Source organism: Spiribacter roseus (genome assembly GCF_002813635.1).
In the GTDB taxonomy this organism is placed as follows: Bacteria; Pseudomonadota; Gammaproteobacteria; order Nitrococcales; family Nitrococcaceae; genus Spiribacter; species Spiribacter roseus.
This window is the reverse complement of record NZ_CP016382.1, coordinates 1,106,271-1,127,844: the sequence shown is the minus strand read 5'-3', so window position 1 is coordinate 1,127,844 and position 21,574 is coordinate 1,106,271. Positions and strand designations below refer to the sequence as shown.

Sequence of the window (21,574 nt, the reverse complement as noted above, 5' to 3'; positions counted from 1 at the left end):
CTGGGGCGGTTTGCTACCATACGATGGCGGTGGCGCTGGTCCCCTCGCGACGATAAACCGTCAACCCCGTCAGGCCCGGAAGGGAGCAGCGGCAGCGGTGGATTCGGGCGCCGGGGTGTGGCTGGCGTCCCCGCCTTTCTCTATTGTCCACACTCGCCGATGCTATACTCGCAGTATGGGTTATCAGGTACTCGCGCGGAAGTGGCGCCCCCACCGCTTTGACGAAATGGTTGGCCAGGGCCACGTCCTGCGGGCACTCGCCAATGGCCTTGCCAGCGGACGTCTGCACCACGCCTACCTGTTCACCGGCACCCGGGGCGTGGGTAAGACCACGGTGGCGCGGATTCTCGCCAAGTGCCTCAACTGCGAGTCTAAGGGTGTCACCGATGTGCCCTGTGGCGAGTGTGCCGCCTGCGCGGAGATCGACGCCGGCCGTTTCGTGGATCTGATCGAGGTCGATGCCGCCTCCCGCACCAAGGTCGAGGACACCCGCGATCTGCTGGATAATGTCCAGTACGCCCCGACCCGTGGACGCTACAAGATCTACCTGATCGACGAAGTGCATATGCTGTCCACGCACAGCTTCAATGCGCTACTGAAAACCCTCGAAGAGCCCCCGGAGCACGTCAAGTTCCTGCTGGCCACCACCGACCCGCAACGACTGCCCGTCACGGTGCTGTCGCGGTGCCTGCAGTTCAACCTCAAGCCGCTGCTGCCGGACATGATCGCCGGCCAGCTGGAGACCATCGCCCGCCACGAGGGCATCGAGGTGGAAAAGCCGGCCATCGAGCGTCTCGCCCGCGCTGCCGATGGCAGCATGCGCGACGCCCTCAGTCTGGCCGATCAGGCCCTTGCATTCGGCAGCGGTCGGCTGGTCGACGCCGATGTACAGGACATGCTCGGCAGCATCGATCACGACTTTCTGCTCGAACTGCTCGAGCGGCTCGCCGACGGCGATGGCCCCGGCCTGCTGGATACCGTCGCGCGCATGGCAGAGACATCCCCGGATTTTGCCCAGGCGCTGGCTGAGTTGCTGGCCCTGTTGCACCAGCTGTCGCTGGCCCAGACCGTGCCGGCGGTTTTTGATGCCGAGACCACTGACGGGCAGCGCCTGGCCGCGCTGGCCCAGCGGCTGGACGCGGCGTGGGTGCAGCTGCTCTATCAGATCGTGCTGCATGGGCGCCGCGATCTGCCCCTTGCCCCGGATCCGCGCGCCGGCTTCGAGATGGTACTGCTGCGGATGCTCGCCTTTGAGCCCGACCCTGGTGAGGGCGACACCCGCGGCCCCACCGCAGCGGCTCCGACGGCGCCGGCTCCGGGGCCGGCCCCGGAATCGGGGCCGGCCCTGGCCCCTGCCGCTGAGCCCGCCGCCGAGCGCCAGACCCCCACCGGCAATGATGACTGGCATCGGCTGGCGGCGGCGCTGTCACTGAGCGGCATGGCGCAGGCGCTCGCCGATCACTGCGACTGGGTGGCGCGCGAGGGCGATCGGGTGACGCTGCAGATCGACGAGGGCCATCGGCATCTGGTCAACGACAACGTCACCGCGCGGCTTGCCGAGGCCCTGTCGCAGCACTTCAATGAGGCGCTGCGGGTGGACATCCGGGTGGGACCGGTCAACGCGGAGACCCCCGCCGCCGCCGCGGAGCGTGTGGCGAGTGATCGCCGCGACCGCGCGCGTGAGTCCATCGAGACCGATCCCAATATCGCGGCACTCAAAGCGACCTTTGATGCCGAAGTCATTAGCGAATCCATTCGTCCACGCGATCAGGAGTAATTCATGAAAGGCGGACTCGGCAACATGATGAAGCAGGCCCAGCGCATGCAGGAGGAAATGCAGAAAGCGCAGTCGGAGCTTGCCGAAATGGAAATCACCGGCCAGGCCGGTGGCGGTATGGTCAGCGTCGTCATGACGGGGCGTCATGAGGTGCGGCGCGTTTCCATCGACGAAAGCGTCTATGACGACCGCGAGATGGTCGAGGATCTGGTCGCCGCCGCCTTCAACGACGCGGCGCAGAAACTCGACCAGGAGACCCAGTCACGCATGGGTGGGCTGACCGAAGGGCTCAACCTGCCGCCGGGCATTAAGATGCCGTTCTAGGCCGGAGCAGCGCATGGCCTATTCCCCGGCGGTCCAGGAGCTCATGGAGGCACTTCGCTGCCTGCCGGGCGTCGGACCCAAGTCGGCACAGCGGATGACGTTCTCGTTGCTGCAGCACGACCGCAGTGCGGCCGGGCGGCTGGCACGGGCGCTGCAGACGGCGGCCGATTCGGTGGGCGAATGCCGGCTGTGCCGCAATCTGACGGAAGCCGATCTCTGCCCGCTGTGCGCCAGCGGACGCCGCGATCCGGGCCTGCTCTGCGTGGTCGAGAACCCCTCCGATGTGCAGGCGCTCGAGGATGCCACCGACTATGGGGGGCTGTACTTCGTCCTCAAGGGCCGGCTGTCGCCGCTGGATGGCATCGGCCCCGGCGAGCTGGGCCTCGAAAGCCTCGAAGCCCGTCTCGCCGCTGGCGAGGTGGGCGAGATCATTCTCGCGGTCAGTCCGACGGTCGAGGGCGAAGCCACCGCCCAATACATTGCCGGCATGGCGGCGGATGCCGGCGTGGACATCGCCCGCATTGCCCACGGTGTTCCCCTTGGCGGCGACCTCGATTATGTCGACGCCGGTACCCTATCCCACGCCTTTGCCGGCCGCGCCCGATATCGTTGAGTTTTATTGACCCATGGGGTCAGAAATTCAGTATCAACGGTTGACCCTCCCTCCCAAACTCCTCAACCTCTGGTCCGCTTTGGCGCGATTTCGTGCAGGATGCAAGGAGAAAGTGCATGTTCAAGAAAATCCTGGTCCCGGTGGACCTGGCGCACATCGAGGCGATCCAGCGTGCGCTGTCCACCAGCGCGGACCTTGCCCGCCACTACGGGGCGGAGGTCTGTTACATGGCGGTCACCACCTCCACGCCGGGGACGGTGGCCCGGACCCCCGAAGAGTACGAGCACAAGCTCGAAGCCTTTGCGAGCGGTCAGGAGGCGGTGCACGGGCAGAAAACCTCGTCGCGCTGCATCAACTCCCCCGACCCCACGGCCGATCTGGACGGGTTGATTCTCAAGTCCATTGAAGCGGTCGGCGCGGACCTGGTGGTCATGGCCACCCACCTGCCGAGGCACCTGGATGCGGTCATGCCATCCCACGGTGACCGAATCGCATCCCACACCGATGTGTCCGTCTTTCTGGTGCGCCCGGCCTGAGCCGATGTGCGCCCTCGACACCCATCAAGGAGAGAATCGTGAGTGACGAAAACCTCGATGAGCAGAAATCCACCGGCGTTCCGGCACCGGAAGGGCCTTCGGGCCTGATCGATACCGACTACGTCATCGGTCAGGACAACATCGCCGGCAACCGCTTCGGCCTCGAAGTCGATCTGCACGGCAAGGTCTTCACCTTCTCGGGACTGATCATCCTCGCCTTTGTCATCATTACGCTGGCGTTGCAGAACGAGGTGGGCCCGGTCTTTGAAGCGACCCGCGTCTGGCTGACCCAGAACCTCGCCTGGTTCTTTCTTGGTGGCGCGAACATCTTTGTCCTGGTCGCTCTGGGGCTGATCTTTACGCCGCTGGCCAACGTCCGGCTGGGCGGTGCCCACGCGACACCCGATTTCAGCTATGCGGGCTGGTTCGCGATGCTGTTCGCCGCCGGCATGGGCATCGGCCTGATGTACTTCGGCGTCTCCGAGCCGCTTTCGCACTTCGGCACCTCCATGGGGGGCACCAGCATGGAAGGCGGCGTCCGCACCGACTGGGCCCCCCTGGGCGCGGCGGCTGGCGATCAGAACGCCGCCATTTCGCTGGGTATGGCGGCAACGATTTTCCACTGGGGGCTGCACCCCTGGGGTATCTACGCCGTGGTGGCGCTGGCGCTGGCACTGTTCTCGTTCAACAAGGGCCTGCCGCTGACCATGCGCTCGGTGTTCTACCCGATCCTCGGCGAGCGCGTCTGGGGCTGGCCGGGGCATGTGATCGACGTGATCGCCGTGTTCGCGACCCTGTTCGGACTGGCGACATCGCTGGGGCTGGGTGCCCAGCAGGCGACCGTCGGTCTGGGTTACCTGTTTGGCATTCCCTCCGGTGATACCACGATGGTGCTGCTGATCATCGGTATCACCATCATCGCCCTGGGCTCGGTGACGCTGGGCGTCGACAAGGGGGTGCAGCGGCTCTCGCAGCTCAATATGGGGCTTGCCGGCCTGCTGCTGCTGTTCGTGATCGTGGCGGGACCGACGCTGGCGATCGCCACCGGCTTTTTCGAGTATCTGTTCTCGTATGCCAAGAACGTCATCCCGCTTTCCAACCCGATCGGCCGCGAGGACACGAACTTCTCCCAGGGGTGGACGTCGTTCTACTGGGCCTGGTGGATTTCCTGGTCGCCGTTCGTCGGCATGTTCATCGCCCGGGTCAGCCGCGGCCGCACGGTGCGCGAATTCCTGATCGCGGTGCTGGTCATTCCCACGCTGATCTCGGTGCTGTGGATGACGGCACTGGGTGGTACCGCCATTGACCAGGTGGTCAACAAGGGGCTGGAGAGCGTCTCCGAGGCGAGTGGCGATCTGCAGCTCTTTGAGATGCTCTCGAATCTGCCGCTGGGGCTGATCACCTCGAGCCTCGCCATCTTTCTGGTGATCGTCTTCTTTGTGACCTCGTCCGACTCGGGCTCGCTGGTCATTGACGCGATCACCGCCGGCGGCAAGGTCGACTCGCCCAAGCCACAGCGCATGTTCTGGGCGATCATCGAGGGCGCGATCGCCATCGCCCTGCTACTGGGTGGCGGGCTTTCAGCACTGCAGGCCATGGCCCTGTCGGCGGGCTTTCCGCTGACACTAGTGCTGCTGGTGGCCTGCTACTCCATCATCAGGGGACTGATGTCGGAGCCCCGCGCCGCCTAGACCCAGAGCTGGCCCACCGGGGTCGAGCGGCTGTAGTGGTGCTGGATCTGCGCCTGCAGCAGCTCGGCCGTCCCGATCGCATCCAGCACGGCCTGGTGCCCCTCGTAGGGGGGCAGGCCGTAACGGATGCGACTGTCATTGAGGCGGATTGACGCCGGCGACCGGCGCAGGAGCCGGCGCAGGCGGAGCCGCCAGCGACGTCGATGGCGTTTGGCCTCGATCTCCATGGTGTCGATGAGCGGAAACCGGAAGACGCTGCCGGTGCGCTCGCGCACGGCCCGATCCAGAAAGCGCCGCTCCACCGGGTGGTAGTGCACCACCGGCAGGCGACCCTGCAGTTCGGCGAGGATCTCTGGCAGCACATCCGCCAGGTCCGGTGCCTGTTCCACCTCCGAGTGGGTGATGTGGTGATAGGCGACGGATTCGCCGGAAAAGCCCCGGGGCGGTCGCAGAATCCAGTGGCGGCGGCGGGCGACGGCGATGGCGTTCAGGGTAAACGGCACGACGCCGACGCTGAGGATGCCGTGCTGGCGCGGATCAAGGCCGCTGGTCTCGAGATCAATGGCGACCAGGGGCGTATCACCGATGGCGGCCTCCGGGTTGTCCGGGAACGCCGCATAGAAGTCGCGCAACGCCGGGGTATCGGCGCGCCGAGCCATCTCCTGCAGCCAGTCATGCCAGCGCGCGTGCGGGTCGGCTTTCAGCCGCACGCCTAGCGGCCACGCTTCTGGAGGCCGCCGGACGGCATCGGGTAGCGGAAACGCAGAAACTTCTGCGCGTCACTCAGGGCACGGAAGGCTTCCTTGATCTCGGCGCGCTGCTTGGCGGGCACGTTGCGGGGTTCGATGTTGTTATCCGGCTCACGCTCCTGCTCGATGTCGAGCACCTGATCGCGCAGGCGCGCGAGGCTCAGCACCTCGAGGGAGTAGCTCAGGCGATCGGCCACGCCGGGACCCAGCAGCGAGGTGGTCTTGATATCGGCAAGCCGCTCGAACGAGTTCTGTGCCTGCGACCCACAGGCAAGGGCGTGAATGCGGATGAGATCGGTGAGCGGCGCCGTTCCGCGTCGCTTGACGTTGATCGAGTCGTTCTGTTGGCCGTCCTTTTCGGTCACGAATTCACGGAAAAAACCGATCGGCGGCGTGCGGTTGAGGGCGTTGCGTGACATGGCCGCCAGAAAGGCGAGGCTGTCACCGGCCTCGGTGGCGATCAGCGTCTGCAGGGTCTCGATCAGGCGTTCCTCGCCGTAGAGGTTATCGAGGTCAAAAAAGATATTGCTGTGCAGCAGCCGCTCGGCATTGGGGGCCTGTATCCAGCTGCGGAAATAGCGCTGCCAGACCCATAGCGGCTGGCGCCAGCGCGGGTTGGTGGCCATGATGCCGCCCTTGCAGTAGGCATAGCCACAGGCATCCAATCCGTCGCTCACGCGCTGGGCGAGGGCGGCAAAGTAGTCATCGTGCTGCTGGGGATCAAAGCGGTCATCCAATACCAACGCATTGTCCTGATCGGTCACCAGGGTCTGCTCATTGCGGGCCATTGAGCCCATGCCCATGAAGGCGTACGGGACCGGTGGCGGTCCGAGCTCGGCTTCGGCCAGCTCCAGGAGGCGGCGGACGAAACTCCGGCCGATGGACGACAGGGCCGTGCCCACGGTGCGTGAGTCGGCGCCCTCGCGAATCAGGCGAACCGCTGCATTGCGGACCTCGGGCAATAATCGGGCGAGTCCCTCGGGATGGCGCTGACTGAAAATGCTCTCAATCAGATAGAGGCTGCTCTGCGTTTCATAACGCACGACGTCCTCGAGCCGGATCACACCAATCGGGCGGCGCCGATGCATCACCGCCAGGTGATGGACGTTATGCCGAAGCATGGCGAGCATGGCCTCCTGCATGGTTTCGTCCGACTGCACCGCCACGAGCTGCTCATTCACGATTTCACCGACCGGTGTGTCCACCGGGCGGCCTTCGGCGACGAGGCGGGCGCGGAAATCGGCATCGGTAAGAATGCCCTTGACCTGCCAGAGCGCCCCGTCGGCATCCGCGTAGGTATAGCGCGGGTCATCGCCCTGGGGTTCGACCACCAGCAGCGCGGCCGATGGCTCATCGGCCAGCTGGCGGGCCACGTCGCGGGCGCTTGCGTCGCTCTCGGCGATCAGCGGCTGGCGTGTGACCAGCTTGCGGATCCGCGTGGCCATCCGGTCGTTGTTCCGGGTCTGGCTATCAACGCTGGTCCCGGTCCGCGGCCGGCCCAGTTCGATGAAGTCGGCAAAATCGCCGTCGGTTTCGTAGAGCGCATCAAAACGATCGGCATCGATGGCATAGATCAGCGTGTCTTCGATGGCGATTGCCGGGTACTGGGCGCGTCGGCCCCGCAGCAGGCCGTAGTGGCCGAACAGACTGCCTTCGCCGAGGCGATCGAACAGGTCGCCGCTGCGCCGGTAGACTTCAACCGCGCCGCTGCGGACATAAAAAAGCGCGGCGATGGGTTGGCCCGAGGCCAGGATCTGCGAGCCCGCCCGGTAGTAACTGATCTCGACATGACTGGCGATGTCGTCGAGCTGATCATCGGTCAGGCCGTCAAATGGCGGGTGTTCGCCCAGGTGACGGCGAATGTCGAGCAGTTCCGGATCCATGCCAATGCCTCCCGATCAGTCTCCGGTCGACTCGAGAACCGGCTCGAGCAGCCGCTCGATGGCCTCGCGCTGTTCGGGCGTGCGTGCCTCGATGGCCTGCTGCACCACCGCCGGGGTGAGGTGCGGGGCGAATGTCTCGATGAACGCGAACATGTAGGCGCGCATGTAGGCACTGCGCCGAAAGCCGATCCGCGTGGTGCTTGCCTCGAACAGGTGGCTCGCGTCCAGCGCGACCAGGCCTTCATCGCGCTGCGGGTCGAATGCCATGCTGGCCATGATGCCAACCCCGAGGCCGAGTTGGACATAGGTCTTGATCACTTCCGAGTCGGTGGCGGTGAAGACCACCTCCGGCGTGAGGCCGCAGGCGGAGAAGGCCGCATCCAGTCTTGATCGTCCGGTAAACCCGAAGACGTAGGTGACGATGGGATGCTCGGCGATGGCCTCGAGGGTCAGGGGCTCGCAGGCGCAGAGCGGATGGCCCTGCGGCACGACGATGCTGCGGTTCCAGCGATAGCAGGGCAGCATCACCAGATCCTCGTAGAGTTCGAGCGCTTCCGTGGCGATGGCGAAGTCGACCTCGCCGGCGGTGGCCATCTCGGCGATCTGCGTGGGTGTGCCCTGATGGAAGTGCAGGCTGACGGCGGGGTAGTGGGCGCGGAAGGCCTGCACTGCCGGGGGCAGCGCGTGGCGGGCCTGGGTATGGGTGGTCGCGATGCTGAGGCTGCCACTCTGGTCGTCGGCAAACTCCGCAGCAATGGACTGAATGCCACGGGTCTCCGCCAGTGTGCGCTCCGCGGCGGCCAGAATCTGATGGCCGGGTCGGGTGAGGCCGGTGAAGTGCTTCCCGCTGCGCTCGAAGATCGGAACGCCGAGTTCCTCCTCGAGCATGCGGATCTGTTTGCTGACCCCGGGCTGCGAGGTGTAAAGCGCATCCGCTGCGGCGGAGACATTCAGGCCGCGGCGCACGACTTCGACGATATAGCGGAGCTGGGTGAGTTTCATGGGCGATAGTCACCAAAGGTATGACGAATACCTATGATAGACCAGATGGCAATAAAAAACCCCGCCCGATCAGACATCGGACGGGGTCGGGTCAGGCCCGCAGGCCCCGATCAGCGCTCGCCGGCAAACGCCGCGAGCAGCTGCAGCAGACTCAGGAACAGGTTGTAGATCGTCACGTACAGCGTGATCGTCGCCATGATGTAGTTGGTCTCGCCGCCGTTGATGATCTCACTGGTCTGGTAGAGGATCAGGGCGCTCATCAGCACCACGAACGCCGCACTGACCGCCAGCGACAGGGCCGGGATCGAGAACAGCACCGCGACGATGGAGCCGGCGAAGGCCACCAGCACACCCGCGAAGATGAATCCGCGCATGAAGCTGAAATCGCGCTGCGTGGTGAGTGCGTAGGCCGAAAGCCCCAGAAAGATCATGCCGGTGCCGCCCAGCGCCATCATCACCAGCTCGGCACCGTTGCTGAACGCACCGATGTACAGACTGACGATCGGGCCCAGCGTGAACCCCATGAAGCCGGTCAGCGCGAAGACGCTCGCCAGCCCCCAGACGCTGTTACGCAGCCAGGTGGTCAGGAACAGGAGACCGAAATAGCCACCCAGCACCATCAGCCAGTGCATGGGCGGTGCGTTGGTCGCCATCGCGGTTCCCGCCATGGCGGCGCTGAACAGTAGTGTCAGCGCGAGCAGCGCATAAGTATTGCGCAGCACCTTGTTGGTGGCGAGCACCGACTGGCCGGTGGAGCGGCCGCCGGCGATCGAGGTGCGAAAATCCTGAGCCATCGTTGCTTACCTCCGTTGGATCAATGATGCAACTGCCTTCAATATGTCATTGGATGGTGGCAATGTCACGCAAGTTCAATGCGCTCGTGGAGGCGGATGAGCGGCCACCCGCCGCCTTGCAGCGCATGGGTAAAAACCGTAACGTCCGCGAGCCTGAATTTAGGAGGGATCAAACCCGGTGAATATAGTCTGTCTCGACCTCGAGGGTGTGCTGGTCCCGGAGATATGGATCGACTTTGCGGCGCTGACCGGCATCGACGCCCTCAAGGCGACCACGCGGGACATCGCCGATTACGACGAGCTCATGCGCATGCGCCTGGATACCCTGGCCGCCCACGGGCTGGGCCTGCCCGACATCCAGGCGGTCATCGACCGGATGGAGCCGCTCCCCGGCGCCCGGGCGTTTCTCGACGACCTGCGGTCGCGCTACCAGGTGATCATCCTCTCGGACACCTTCTACGAGTTCGCCCGGCCGCTCATGCGCCAGCTGAACTGGCCGACGCTGTTCTGTCATCAGCTCGAGACCGATGGCAATGGAGACATCACCGGCTATCGGCTGAGGATGCGCGACCACAAGCGTGCGGCCGTCGAGGCCCTGCGCGGGCTGAACTTTGCGGTGGTTGCGGCGGGTGATTCGTTCAACGACACCAGCATGCTCGCGGCTGCCGGGCAGGGTATTTTCTTCTCGGCCCCCGCGAACGTCACCGCGGCGTTCCCGCAGTTCCCCGTGACTGACAGCTATCCGGCCCTGACCGCCGCCATCGACTCGGGCTTTGCCGCGCAATGACTGATCGCTCGGTCCGGGTCGCCATTCTCGCGGATACCCACGGGTTCCTTGATCAGCGCATTGCCGACGAGGTTCGTCGCTGCGACATTGCTCTGCATGCCGGTGATGTCGGTGGCGCGGATGTGCTTTTCGCCATGCAGCCCGAACAGGAAGCCGTGGCGATCCGCGGCAATAACGACGATGCGGCGCACTGGCCCGCGTCCGAGCAGGACATGCTGGCCAGGTTGCCGGAAAACGCCACGGTGGATCTGCCCGGCGGGCGAATCAAGCTCGTCCATGGCGATGACGGCGGCACGATTGACCAGCGCCATCGCCGCTACCGGCAGCAATTTGCCGACTGCCGTGCGGTGGTCTACGGCCACAGTCACCGCCAGTGCGTCGATCAGAGTGCCGCGCCCTGGGTGCTGAACCCCGGCGCCGCGGGCCGGACGCGGACCTATGGCGGACCGGGCTGCCTGGTCCTGCAGTGTGACGACGCGCACTGGGATCTTGAGGCCCTGCAGTTTGAGCCGCGCACGGCGCCCCGGACCCGACGCCGTTCGGGCCGCGACGGATCGGAGCCCAACGACGGCCGGAATGGCTGAGCACTCCAACGCCCCCCCGACGCGTAGCGCTGCGAAGGCCCGGGCCGCCCGGGAGGCGATCACGTTGCGCCCGGATTATGCCCTGGATCTGCCCGTCCTCGAGCATGCCGAGGCCATCAAGGCGGCGGTGCGCGATCATCCCGTGGTCGTGGTCTGCGGCGAGACCGGATCGGGCAAGAGCACGCAGCTGCCCAAGCTCATGCTCGATCTCGGTCGCGGTATCGACGGGATGATCGCGCATACCCAGCCACGGCGCATTGCCGCCCGCAGCCTCGCCGGCCGTGTGGCTGAAGAGTGTGGGACGAGAGTGGGCAGCGGGGTCGGCTACCGGGTGCGTTTCAGTGACCAGACCGGGCCGGAAACGCGCATCAAGCTGCTCACCGACGGCATGCTACTCGCCGAAACCCAGGCCGACGATCGGCTTGAAGGCTACGACACGGTCATCATCGACGAGGCCCATGAGCGCAGCCTGAACATCGACTTCCTGCTCGGGTACCTCAAGCGCCTCCTGCCCCGACGGCCCGATCTGCGCGTGATCATTACCTCGGCGACCATCGATCCGGTCCGGTTCTCGCAACACTTCGACGATGCCCCCGTGATCGAGGTCTCGGGACGCACCTACCCGGTGGAGGTCCGCTACCGGCCGCTGGTCGAACAGTCGGAGGATGAGCGCGAACGCAGCCTGCGCCAGGGCGTTGTCGAGGCCGTGGATGAGCTCGCGGGCCTCGGCCGCGGCGACGTTCTGGTGTTCCTGCCCGGCGAGCGCGAGATCCGTCAGTGCGCTGAGGCGCTGCGCAAGCATCACCCGCCCCATACCGAGGTGCTGCCCCTGTTCGGGCGCCTGTCCACCGCCGAGCAGCAGCGCGTGTTCGCACCGCACCGTGGCCGGCGGATCGTCCTGTCCACCAACGTCGCCGAAACCTCGCTCACCGTCCCGGGAATCCGCTATGTGGTGGACAGCGGGCTTGCGCGGATCAGCCGCTACAGCTATCGCACCAAGGTCCAGCGCCTGCCGGTCGAGCCGGTCGCACAGTCCAGCGCCGACCAGCGCGCCGGGCGCTGCGGGCGTGAGGGGCCGGGCGTGTGCATACGCCTCTACGACGCGGCCGACTTTGAGGCGCGGCCGCGGTTTACCGATCCCGAAATCCTGCGCACCAATCTGGCCTCGGTCATCCTGCAGATGAAGCATCTGCGGCTGGGCGCCATCGAGCGGTTTCCCTTCATCGAGCCGCCGGATCCGCGCTACGTCAAGGACGGGCTCAAGCTGCTCGATGAACTGGGCGCGCTCAACCGCCGCCAGAATCTCTCGCGCCTGGGTCGTCAGCTGGCCCGCCTGCCGGTGGATCCGCGCATCGCGCGCATCCTGCTGGCGGGCGACCGCGAGGGTGCGCTGGATGAGCTGCTGGTGATCGCCGCCGCGCTGTCGGTGCAGGATCCGCGTGAGCGGCCCATGGATCGACGCGAGGCGGCCGATGCCGCGCAGTCCGCCTGGCAGGACAAGCGCTCGGATTTTGGCGGACAGCTGCGCCTCTGGGCCGCCTATCGGGAGCAGGCCCACCATCTGAGTCGGCGCAAACTCCAGGCCTGGTGCCATGAGCATTTCCTGTCTCATGTGCGGATGCGTGAGTGGGCGGATACCCACGCCCAGCTGCGCCGCCTCGTGCGGGATATGGGGCTCACCGAAAATACCGCGCCGGCACGACCGGTGGCGATCCATCGGGCCCTGCTCAGCGGCTTTCTCTCCAACATCGCCCGGCGCGAGGACGGCGGTGAGTATGTCGGGCCGCGTGGGCTCAAGCTCGCCATTCATCCGAGCTCGGCGGTGGCGCGCCAGCGGCCGCGCTGGATCATGGCCGCGGAGCTTGTCGAAACCAGCCGGGTGTTCGCCCGGGTGGCGGCCGATGTGCGGCCGGAGTGGATCGAACCGCTGGCCGGGCATCTGCTCAAGCGCCGCCATCGCGATCCGTGGTGGGAGGCCGGCAGGGGCAAGGTGTTCGGGCGCGAGGATGCCACCCTCTACGGTCTGCCCATCGTCACCGGACGCAAGATCGACTATGCGCGTGTGGCCCCGGCGGAGGCCCGGCAGGTGTTCATCCGCGAGGGTCTGCTGGGCGAGCCACCACCGGATCCGCCGGCCTTTCTGCGGGCCAACCAGGACCTGATCGCCGAGGTCGAGACCCTCGAGGCAAAGACCCGACGCCGTGATGTGCTGGTGGATCACGAGGCGCTTGCGGCCTTCTACGACGCGGCCCTGCCGGCCGCGGTAGTGGATGGCCCGAGTCTTGATCGCTGGCTGCGCGACGGTGGCGACGACCGTGCGCTGCGGCTGGATCGCGATCAGTTGATGGCCCGGGGCGTGACCGAGGGGGCGGCCGACTACCCCGACACATTCGATGTCAACGGCGTGCGCCTGCCACTGCGATACGCCTTTACGCCCGGTAGCGAGGTCGATGGCGTCACGGTCTGCATTCCGGTGGCGGCCCTCAACGCGCTCTCGCCGGAGCCCTTCGAGTGGCTGGTGCCCGGCCTGCTCGAGGAAAAGGTGGTCACCCTGATCCGGGCACTGCCCAAGGCGCTGCGACGGCATTTTGTGCCCGTGCCGGATTTTGCCCGTGCGGTTCTCGAGTCACTGCCCACCCGAGAGGGATCGTTAGAGGCGGCGGTGCGCGCCGAACTGCGGCGCATGACCGGGATTGATATCCCTGGTGGCCTGTGGGATGAACTGGTCCTGCCCGGACATCTGCAGATGCGCTTCGAGGTGCTCGATGAGGCCGGTGCGCTGCTCGACAGCGGTCGTGATCTGCCCGCGCTGCAGCGGTCCTGCGCCGATCATGCGGCGCGCGACTTCCGGGCGCCGGCCGACAGCAGCTTCGAGCGCACCGGGATCACCGACTGGGACATCGGCACGTTGCCGGAGCGGGTGCCTTTCGTGCAGGGCGGGATCGAGCTGCAGGGCTATCCGGCCCTGTGTGCCGAACAGGGCGCGGTGGCCCTGCGCCTGCTTGACGGCCCCGAGCGCGCCGCCATTGCCCATCGCGAGGGCGTTCGCAGTCTCCTGATGAAGCGCTTCGCCCAGCAGGCGCGCCACCTGCGCCGGGGGCTCGAGGGGCTCGATCGCATGGCCATCGACTACCGCGATGTGGGGGACGCCGATGAGTTCAAACGCGGCTTTGTGGCCGCGGTATTCGATCAGGTTTTTCTCGCCGGGACCGTTCCGCGGGACCGGGCCAGCTGGCTCGAAATCTGCGAGCAGGGCCGCACCGCGATCATCCCCCACGGTGAGCAGCTCCGGGATCGGGTCTCTGATATCCTGTCGCGACAAAAGCGGGTGCGCCGGGCACTCAAGGGCAATATCCCGCTGGGCATGATGGACAGCTACCAGGATCTCCGCCAGCAGCTGGACGGGCTGGTGTACCCCGGGTTTCTGCTGGACACCGACCCGGAGCGGCTCGCCGATCTGCCGCGCTATCTGGCGGGAATGGCCCGCCGGCTCGAGCGCCTGCAGCAGGACCCGAACCGTGACGCGGCCGGCCTGGCGGCGATCCAGCCGCATCAGCGCCGGCTCGACGAGGCGCTGGCCCGTCATGCCCGACGGGCCATCCGTGACCCGGCCCTGGCGCAGGTCCGGTGGCTGGTGGAGGAGTACCGTATCTCGCTGTTTGCCCAGGATCTGGGCACCCGCGAGCGGGTATCGGAAAAACGCCTGGCCCGCGCCTGGGAAGCCGTGCGCTGAGCCGCCAGGCCAATCGACAGTCAACAAGAGGAACACCGTGCTCGACAGTAATCAGCTTGCCACCCAGCTTGACGATCTCAAGGGACGCTCCGAGTCCCTGAGGGGGTATCTTTGACCTCGCTGAAAAGGAGGAACGCCTCGAAGAAGTCACCCGCGAGCTCGAACAGCCCGATGTCTGGAACGACCCCGAGCGCGCCCAGAACCTGAATCGCGAGCGCGCGGCGCTGGACACGGTCGTCGCTCAGATGCGCGGCCTGCTGACCGGGCTGGAGGAGGCGGGCGAACTGCTCGAGATGGCCCGGGAGGAGGATGACGCCGACACCCTGGAGTCGGTGGCGGCGGACCTCGCCGCCCACGAGCGCGTTGTCCAGTCGCTGGAGTTCCGGCGCATGTTCGCCGGCGAGATGGACCCCACCAACGCCTTTGTCGACATCCAGGCCGGCTCCGGCGGTACCGAGGCCCAGGACTGGGCCGACATGCTTCTGCGCATGTACCTGCGCTGGATTGAGCACAAGGGTTTCAAGGCCGATCTGATCGAGGTCTCCGAAGGCGACCAGGCCGGTATCAAGAGTGCCACCATCCGGGTCGAGGGGGAATACGCGTTTGGCTGGCTGCGCACCGAGACCGGTGTGCACCGACTGGTGCGCAAATCACCCTTCGACTCGGGCAACCGTCGCCACACATCATTCGCCTCGGTCTTCGTCAGCCCCGAGCTGGACGAGGATGTGGACATCGAAATCGATCCGTCGGATCTGCGCATCGATGTCTATCGCGCCAGCGGTGCGGGCGGGCAGCACGTCAACCGGACCGAGTCGGCGGTGCGCATCACCCATCAGCCCACCGGCATCGTGGTGCAGTGCCAGAATGATCGCTCGCAGCACAAGAACCGGGCGACCGCCATGAATCAGCTGCGGGCCAAGCTCTACGAGCGCGAGATGGAGGCCAAGCGCGAACAGGCGGCGGCGGTGGAGGATTCGAAGTCGGATATCGGCTGGGGTAGCCAGATCCGCTCCTACGTGCTGGATCAGAGCCGCATCAAGGACCTGCGCACCGGCGTCGAGGTGGGCAACACCCAGGCCGTGCTCGACGGCGGTCTGGATTCATTCATAGAGGCGAGTCTCAAGGCCGGCCTGTAGGCGGGCGACACGCCGGACAACTCTTGGAACAGGAACAGCATGGCTGAAGAGCAGGATGAACACCGCCTGATCGCCGAGCGGCGGCGCAAGCTCGATGAGTGGCGCGCCGAAGGGGCCGCCTTCCCCAATGATTTCCGGCGTGACGCGCTGGCCGCCGATCTGCAGTCGCGCTATGCCGATCACGACGCCGAGCAGCTGGCGGCTACCCCGGTACGGGTACACATCGGCGGGCGACTGATCCGCAAACGCGTCATGGGCAAGGCAAGCTTTGCAACGCTCCGCGACATGTCCGGCGACATTCAGCTGTTCGTACGCCGCGATGATCTGGCCGAGGGCCTGTATGCGGCATTCAAAGGCTGGGATGCCGGCGACATCATCGGCGTATCGGGCACGCTGATGCGCACCCGGACCGGCGAGCTCTCGGTGCATTGCGACCGGCTGGCGCTGCTGACCAAATCGCTGCGCCCGCTGCCCGATAAATACCATGGTCTGGGGGATACCGAGGCGCGCTACCGGCAACGCTATCTCGACCTGATGACCAACCCCGATTCGCAGCGGATCTTCACCGTGCGCAGTCGCATCATCCGCAGTATTCGCGAGGCCTTCCACGAGCGCGGTTTTCTCGAAGTCGAGACACCGATGATGCAGCCGATCCCGGGGGGCGCGGCCGCCCGGCCGTTCGTCACGCATCACAATGCCCTCGATGTCGATCTGTTTTTGCGCGTCGCCCCCGAGCTCTACCTCAAGCGGCTGGTGGTGGGCGGCATCGAGCGGGTGTTCGAGATCAACCGCAACTTCCGCAATGAAGGGGTCTCGACGCGGCATAACCCCGAATTCACGATGCTCGAATTCTACGAGGCGTACGCCGATTACCGGGACGCCATGGACTTTACCGAGTCGCTGCTGCGCCGGCTGGCCCAGGATGCCGTGGGCACCGAGCAGCTCGTCTGGCAGGGCGAGTCGATTGATCTGGCCCCCGCGTTCCGCCGGCTGAGCGTCCGCGACGCGGTCGTCGAGCACAACCCCCAGCTCGGTGCCGGGGTGGACGATCCGCAGGCCCTCGCCGGTTATGCCGAGTCACTGGGCATCGAGGTCGGCCCGCACTGGGGCAACGGCAAGGTCCTGCTGGAGGTCTTCGAGAAGACCGCGGAGGCCGCGCTCATCCAGCCCACCTTTGTCACCGACTATCCGGTGGAGGTCTCGCCGCTGGCCCGGCCACGGGATGACAACCCGGCGGTGACCGAGCGCTTCGAGCTCATCGTGGCGGGTCGGGAGATCGCCAACGGCTTCTCGGAGCTCAACGATGCCGAGGATCAGGCGCGCCGCTTCCGCCGCCAGGCCGAGGAGAAGGCCGCCGGTGACGACGAGGCGATGCATTACGATGCCGACTACATCCGCGCGCTCGAGTACGGCATGCCGCCGGCCGTGGGCGAGGGGATCGGCATCGACCGGCTGGTGATGCTGCTTACTGACAGCGCCTCGATCCGGGATGTGCTGCTGTTCCCCGCCATGCGCCCCCGCGACTAGTCGCCTGCCGGGCGCCGGCCGGGCAGGCGCTCGCCGATCGAGGCGTGCAACGACAGCAACACCGGGATGACGAACAGCACCAGCAGGGTGGAATAGCCCAGACCGAAGGCGATGGAGGTGGCCATCGGGATCAGGAACTGCGCCTGCAGCGATGTCTCGAACAGCAGCGGCGTCAGGCCGCCGATCGTGGTCAGCGAGGTCAGCATCACGGCCCGCAGGCGCCGCACCGCCGCCTCCTCAAGGGCGGCGTCCACGCTCAGTCCTGCGGCCAGCTGATCGCGGTAGAACGCCACCAGGATGATCGCGTTATTGACCACGATGCCCGAGAGGCCGAACAGACCGAACAGCGAGAGCACCGTGAGTTCGATGTTCATCAGCCAGTGGCCGACGATGGCGCCGACCAGTCCCAGCGGGATGACTCCCATGACGATCAGGGGTAGGGTCCAGGCCGAGAACACCCAGACCAGGACAACGGACATCAGGGCGAGGCCCAGATACAGGCCGAACCGCATATCATCCAGCGTGTTGCGCTGATCCGCCTGGCGCCCCTCGAAGCTGTAATCGATGCCGTAGCGCTCGGCCAGTCGGGACAGCGCGCCATCCTGCAATGAGCCGATGATGCGATCGGCATTGGCCACCTGATTGTCCAGAGATGCCTGGATCTGCACCGCGCGCTCGCCATCGGCATGGCGGATCGCCTCGAAGCCGCGCTGCGAGCCGCGGTTGATCACCTGATTGACCGGCACGAACTCGCCGGCCGGCGTGCGGATGGTCAGTTCGTCGAGGGCCCCGATGCGTCGCTGCTCATCGCGGGGTAGCAATACCCGCACCTCCACCTCATCGGGGCCGGACTGATAGATCTGGCTCAGCGCGCCATCGAACGCGGCCCGCAGCTGCGAGCCCACGTCCTGTGTGGAAAGGCCCAGCGCACGGCCCTGCTCATTGACCGAGAAGGTGATCTGCTGACGTCCGTAGGGCAGGTCATCACTGACGTCCACCACACCGGGGATGCCCCTGAGGGTCTCGGACAGCGACACGGCCGAGTTTTTCAGCGCATCGGTGCCCGCTCCGGTCAGGCGGACGGTCAGATCGGCACCCGGTGGACCGCCCTGGCGCGAGGTGATGGAAAAGTTTTCCATGCCCGGCGGCACCTGCGTGTTGGCTTTCCAGTCGCCGATAAAGGTGCTGTTACGGGTCGTGCGCGCGTCGGGGGGCGTGAGCTCCACCAGCATTGAGCCCAGGGCATCACCCTGGGTGGCGCCGGTCCCGCCGACGGTACCGCCGGCCCGGGTGATGGCCGTCTGCACGAGATTCTCACCCGACTCCGCCTGTGTCTGGGCCAGGCTGCGCTCGAGCTCGTCGAGGAATGCCTCCATCTCCTGGCGATCCGTGCCGGCGACAAAGGTCGCGTTGGCGTAGACGATCTGGGACTCGGGCGTCGGGAAAAACGTAAAGCCCAGCCGTCCGCTGGCGAGCAGGCCAGCGGCCAGAACGACACTGGCGGCGGCGATTGACAGGGTCACCGCCCGGTGGCTAACGGCCAGACGGACGGCGCGCCGGAACCCGTTTTCCCGGAATCCCTCGAAGCCACGCTCGAACCGCGCCCGCCAGCGGCCGGGAGCGCGCTGCGGCGATGGCGTCGGGGCGGTCGGTGTCTGAGGGCGGCTGCGCCCGGTGAACGCACCCCGCAGATGACCCGGCAGGACCAGAAAGCTCTCCACCAGCGACGCGGCGATGACGCAGATCATCACGATGGGGATGTCCCGCAGGATCTGGCCGATGGTCCCGCCGACCACCAGCAGCGGCATGAACGCCGCGACCGTGGTCAGCGACGAGGCCATCACGGGCCAGAACATGCGCCGGGCGGCGCCCTGCGAGGCCAGGAGTGCGGGTTCGCCGCCGCGGAAATGGGCATCGGCATCCTCACCCACGACAATGGCGTCATCGACGATCACGCCCAGCGCCATGATCAGCGCAAACAGCGAGATCATGTTGATGCTCCCGCCGATCAGCCAGAGGATGGCGAGCGCCGCGAGGAATGCCGAGGGGATGCCCACTGCCACCCAGAATGCAACACGGGCGGGCAGGAACAGGTAGAGCAGGATCAGGACAAGCACAAGACCGCCCAGCCCGTTGCTGACCAGGAGGTTGATGCGGTCGCGGATCAACTGCCACGACTGGTCGTAGAGGGTCAGCTCGAGGTTGGCGGGCAGACGCGGCCGGGTATCGGCCACCCACTGCTCGAGGGCCTGAGCCGATTCCAGGCTGTCGCCGTGCTGGGCCCGCTGCAGGACGAGTTCGATGGCGGGGGCGCCATCATGGCGCATCAGCACCGAATCCGGCCTCGGCTCCTCGCGGATCGAGGCAATCGAGCCCAGCGTCAGCGAACTGCGCGGGTCACTGACAACCGGCAGTTCATCAAAACCCAGCACGTCGCGGCGCTGCTCGACGGCGCGCAGCTCCCGGCCCCCATCGAGGCTCCCGAACTCGCCGGCCGGGATGTCCGTGGAGCGACTGGCGATGCGATCGGAGAGCTGGGGCAGGCTCAGATCCAGCGACGGGATGCGCTGTGCCGGCACCGCCACCGAGATCTGCTGATCGGGCATGCCGTTGACGCTGATGCGATCGATGCCACGCTGGACGAGTTCGCGCTCAAATTGATCCGCCCATGTGCGCAGCGCCGAGCGGTCGACGTCGCCGTGCACCAGCACCCGTCCCACCGGGTCGAATTCCGGCGCGCGGCTGATCTGGGGGGATTCCGCGTTGGCGGGAAAATTGCGGAAGCTGTCGACCTGCTCGCGTACGTCCGCCAGGGCCAGCACGGTGTCGGTGCCCTCGATGAATTCCAGCGTGATCGTGGCGATGCCCTGGGCCGAGGTCGAGGTCATCTTGCTGACATCAGGGACCGCCCGCAGACGCTCCTCGAGCGGCTCGGTAATGCCGCGCTCGACGTCTTCAGCCGAGGCTCCGCTCCAGACCACTGAAACCGTGATGACATCGATGGAAAAGTTGGGGAAGAACTGCACATTCATCCGTGAAATGGCGAAAAGCCCGCCCAGAATCATGAGTATCATGACCAGATGCGGGGCGACGCGGTGACGGGCGAAGCGCTCGAGCAGACCCGGCGATTCGCTCACGGTGATGCCCCGTCGTCATCGGCGGGCTGCACGCGCAGACCCTCCACCGCGTTGGGGAGCTGGGTGGTGGCGATCCGGTCGCCGGCGGTCAGCGCGCCGCTGCGGATCAGCGCGCGCTCGGTGCCATCAACGCGGGTGGTGCCGAGGTGCTCGACGGCCACCCGCTCAAGGCGGTCATCGCGGACCCGGTAGACCCGGTCGTTGCCGTACAGCGCGCTCTGCGGGACCGCGATGGTGTCAGGCATGGCCGGCATCCGCAGTTCCATGCGAATGACCTCACCGGGGCGCAGCGAGCGATCCGGTGCCTCGAACTGAAACAGCCCGGTGACGCCCCGGGCACTCGCTGAGCCGCCAAGCCGCATGAGCCGCAGCGCCACCGTGCCGCCCAGCAGCTGGGCCTCGGCGGTCGGATGCTCGTCGCGGGCCAGCGCTCGCAACAGCGGCTCCGCGCGTTGATTGGGAATCAGGGCGCGCACTTCGAAACCGTCTCGGGGGAGAAACGTCAGCAGCGCCTGACTGGTGCTGATCCGCTCGCCGGTGGCGACCTCGCGCCCGGTAATAATCCCGGCGCCGGGGGCTTCAACCCGCGAGCGTCGGGCGTCACGACGGGCGCTGCGGACATCCGCCTCGGCGGCCTTGCGGCGGGCCTGCAGCGAGGCAAGTCGGGCGTCGAATGTCGCGACCCGCTCCTCGCGGGTGTTCAGCGCGAGCCGCGCCTGGTTGAGCGCATCGCGGTTGGACTCCACTTCGGACGGCGAGGCCAGTTCATCGCTCTGCAGCGTGAGGGTCCGCTCGAGGGAACGCTGCGCGGTGTCCACCAGTGCCTGCTCGATCTCGAGCGCCTGCTGATCGCTCTGGTAAGCGCGGCGGGCCTCCTGGATCTGGGCCTGCAGGTCAGCAAGATTGGCCTCTGCGCGTCGCAGTGGCGGCTCGTAATCGGCGGGATCCAGCGCCACCAGCAGATCGCCTTGTTCAACCGCGTCGCCATCGGCGACCGGCAGGCGGGCCACCCGCGCCGTCAGCGGCGCGTTGATCAAGAGTCGATCCGGATTCTCCACCTCGCCGGTGAGTGTCAATCGGGGCTGGTGCGTGCCTGGCTCAACGACGGCGGTGTCCACCCGCCAGGCCCGCTCGGCCACGTCCGCCCGCGGCGGCGTCGGCCCGGTCTGGGTGAGCCAGATGTAGCCGCCCGCCGCCAGGGCGATGATCAGCAGGGGCAGGATCAGTCGGACAAAGCCCAGCCGAATCCAGTGACGGGCGCGCGGTTCGGAGGCCATAAGTCAATCGCCTGCGTTCGAATA

General features: G+C 66.4%; 16 protein-coding genes and 1 other RNA gene. 11 read left to right on the top strand and 6 right to left on the bottom strand.

Annotation, left to right across the window (positions count from 1 at the left end):
- The first annotated feature begins 33 nt into the window (after positions 1-33).
- The 6 genes from ffs (at position 34) to BBH56_RS05540 (ending at position 4,941) form a co-directional block, all read left to right on the top strand.
- Positions 34-130: signal recognition particle sRNA small type (gene ffs / locus BBH56_RS05565), an RNA gene on the top strand.
- 45 nt (positions 131-175) lie between these two features.
- Entirely contained in the window at positions 176-1,777 is a 1,602-nt protein-coding gene (gene dnaX / locus BBH56_RS05560; protein WP_148122198.1) for a DNA polymerase III subunit gamma/tau, read from the top strand.
- Between the two features lie 3 nt (positions 1,778-1,780).
- A complete protein-coding gene (locus BBH56_RS05555) occupies positions 1,781-2,101 on the top strand; it encodes a YbaB/EbfC family nucleoid-associated protein (RefSeq protein WP_148122197.1) in 321 nt (106 codons plus the stop codon).
- A 13-nt stretch (positions 2,102-2,114) separates the two neighbouring features.
- A complete protein-coding gene (gene recR, locus BBH56_RS05550; protein WP_069133949.1) occupies positions 2,115-2,714 on the top strand; it encodes a recombination mediator RecR in 600 nt (199 codons plus the stop codon).
- 116 nt (positions 2,715-2,830) lie between these two features.
- A complete protein-coding gene (locus BBH56_RS05545) occupies positions 2,831-3,250 on the top strand; it encodes a universal stress protein (RefSeq protein WP_144348233.1) in 420 nt (139 codons plus the stop codon).
- 38 nt (positions 3,251-3,288) lie between these two features.
- Positions 3,289-4,941, top strand: coding sequence for a BCCT family transporter (locus tag BBH56_RS05540; RefSeq protein WP_148122196.1), 1,653 nt, complete (start codon positions 3,289-3,291; stop codon positions 4,939-4,941).
- Here BBH56_RS05540 and BBH56_RS05535 read toward each other — a convergent pair.
- From BBH56_RS05535 to BBH56_RS05520, 4 genes are all read right to left on the bottom strand, one after another.
- Positions 4,938-5,651 (bottom strand): 3'-5' exonuclease, encoded by a 714-nt coding sequence (locus tag BBH56_RS05535; RefSeq protein ID WP_318262505.1) that lies wholly within the window; start codon positions 5,649-5,651, stop codon positions 4,938-4,940. The two genes, BBH56_RS05540 and BBH56_RS05535, sit on opposite strands and share 4 nt — an antisense overlap.
- 2 nt (positions 5,652-5,653) lie before the next feature.
- Positions 5,654-7,573, bottom strand: coding sequence for a DUF294 nucleotidyltransferase-like domain-containing protein (locus BBH56_RS05530; RefSeq protein WP_148122195.1), 1,920 nt, complete (start codon positions 7,571-7,573; stop codon positions 5,654-5,656).
- Positions 7,574-7,588: 15 nt separating this feature from the next.
- Positions 7,589-8,575, bottom strand: coding sequence for an HTH-type transcriptional regulator CysB (cysB, locus tag BBH56_RS05525; RefSeq protein ID WP_148122194.1), 987 nt, complete (start codon positions 8,573-8,575; stop codon positions 7,589-7,591).
- 110 nt (positions 8,576-8,685) lie between these two features.
- A complete protein-coding gene (locus BBH56_RS05520) occupies positions 8,686-9,369 on the bottom strand; it encodes a Bax inhibitor-1/YccA family protein (RefSeq protein WP_069133955.1) in 684 nt (227 codons plus the stop codon).
- A 178-nt stretch (positions 9,370-9,547) separates the two neighbouring features.
- Here BBH56_RS05520 and thrH point away from each other — a divergent pair, with 178 nt between their 5' ends.
- The 5 genes from thrH to lysS all read left to right on the top strand — a co-directional run bounded on the left by thrH (position 9,548) and on the right by lysS (position 17,136).
- Positions 9,548-10,156: a bifunctional phosphoserine phosphatase/homoserine phosphotransferase ThrH gene (gene thrH / locus BBH56_RS05515; protein ID WP_144348237.1), complete on the top strand. Its 609-nt coding sequence runs from the start codon at positions 9,548-9,550 to the stop codon at positions 10,154-10,156.
- Positions 10,153-10,740 carry a metallophosphoesterase family protein gene (locus BBH56_RS05510; protein WP_069133957.1) on the top strand — a complete coding sequence of 196 codons (588 nt, stop codon included), beginning with the start codon at positions 10,153-10,155 and terminating at the stop codon, positions 10,738-10,740. Before thrH ends, BBH56_RS05510 begins: the two co-directional genes overlap by 4 nt.
- Positions 10,733-14,473, top strand: coding sequence for an ATP-dependent RNA helicase HrpA (hrpA, locus tag BBH56_RS05505; RefSeq protein WP_148122193.1), 3,741 nt, complete (start codon positions 10,733-10,735; stop codon positions 14,471-14,473). Before BBH56_RS05510 ends, hrpA begins: the two co-directional genes overlap by 8 nt.
- 37 nt (positions 14,474-14,510) lie before the next feature.
- Positions 14,511-15,609 (top strand): peptide chain release factor 2 gene (gene prfB, locus BBH56_RS05500; protein ID WP_148122192.1). Its coding sequence is split into 2 segments (ribosomal slippage): positions 14,511-14,585 and positions 14,587-15,609, totalling 1,098 coding nucleotides; the frame shifts between segments, so codons are not numbered across the junction.
- Between the two features lie 39 nt (positions 15,610-15,648).
- Positions 15,649-17,136: a lysine--tRNA ligase gene (gene lysS / locus BBH56_RS05495; protein WP_148122191.1), complete on the top strand. Its 1,488-nt coding sequence runs from the start codon at positions 15,649-15,651 to the stop codon at positions 17,134-17,136.
- Here lysS and BBH56_RS05490 read toward each other — a convergent pair.
- Both BBH56_RS05490 and BBH56_RS05485 read right to left on the bottom strand, forming a co-directional pair.
- Positions 17,133-20,273 carry an efflux RND transporter permease subunit gene (locus tag BBH56_RS05490; protein WP_318262503.1) on the bottom strand — a complete coding sequence of 1,047 codons (3,141 nt, stop codon included), beginning with the start codon at positions 20,271-20,273 and terminating at the stop codon, positions 17,133-17,135. The genes lysS and BBH56_RS05490 overlap by 4 nt on opposite strands.
- Positions 20,270-21,550, bottom strand: a complete 1,281-nt coding sequence (locus BBH56_RS05485) for an efflux RND transporter periplasmic adaptor subunit (protein ID WP_148122190.1) — start codon at positions 21,548-21,550, stop codon at positions 20,270-20,272. Before BBH56_RS05485 ends, BBH56_RS05490 begins: the two co-directional genes overlap by 4 nt.
- Positions 21,551-21,574: the final 24 nt, after the last annotated feature.

Coding starts and splice junctions, on each gene's coding strand:
- recR (WP_069133949.1), top strand. CDS start 2,115: ATGGCCTATTCCCCGGCGGTCCAGGAGCTCATGGAGGCACTTCGCTGC.
- BBH56_RS05520 (WP_069133955.1), bottom strand. CDS start 9,369: ATGGCTCAGGATTTTCGCACCTCGATCGCCGGCGGCCGCTCCACCGGC.
- BBH56_RS05485 (WP_148122190.1), bottom strand. CDS start 21,550: ATGGCCTCCGAACCGCGCGCCCGTCACTGGATTCGGCTGGGCTTTGTC.
- cysB (WP_148122194.1), bottom strand. CDS start 8,575: ATGAAACTCACCCAGCTCCGCTATATCGTCGAAGTCGTGCGCCGCGGC.
- dnaX (WP_148122198.1), top strand. CDS start 176: ATGGGTTATCAGGTACTCGCGCGGAAGTGGCGCCCCCACCGCTTTGAC.
- BBH56_RS05555 (WP_148122197.1), top strand. CDS start 1,781: ATGAAAGGCGGACTCGGCAACATGATGAAGCAGGCCCAGCGCATGCAG.
- BBH56_RS05545 (WP_144348233.1), top strand. CDS start 2,831: ATGTTCAAGAAAATCCTGGTCCCGGTGGACCTGGCGCACATCGAGGCG.
- lysS (WP_148122191.1), top strand. CDS start 15,649: ATGGCTGAAGAGCAGGATGAACACCGCCTGATCGCCGAGCGGCGGCGC.
- hrpA (WP_148122193.1), top strand. CDS start 10,733: ATGGCTGAGCACTCCAACGCCCCCCCGACGCGTAGCGCTGCGAAGGCC.
- BBH56_RS05530 (WP_148122195.1), bottom strand. CDS start 7,573: ATGGATCCGGAACTGCTCGACATTCGCCGTCACCTGGGCGAACACCCG.
- BBH56_RS05510 (WP_069133957.1), top strand. CDS start 10,153: ATGACTGATCGCTCGGTCCGGGTCGCCATTCTCGCGGATACCCACGGG.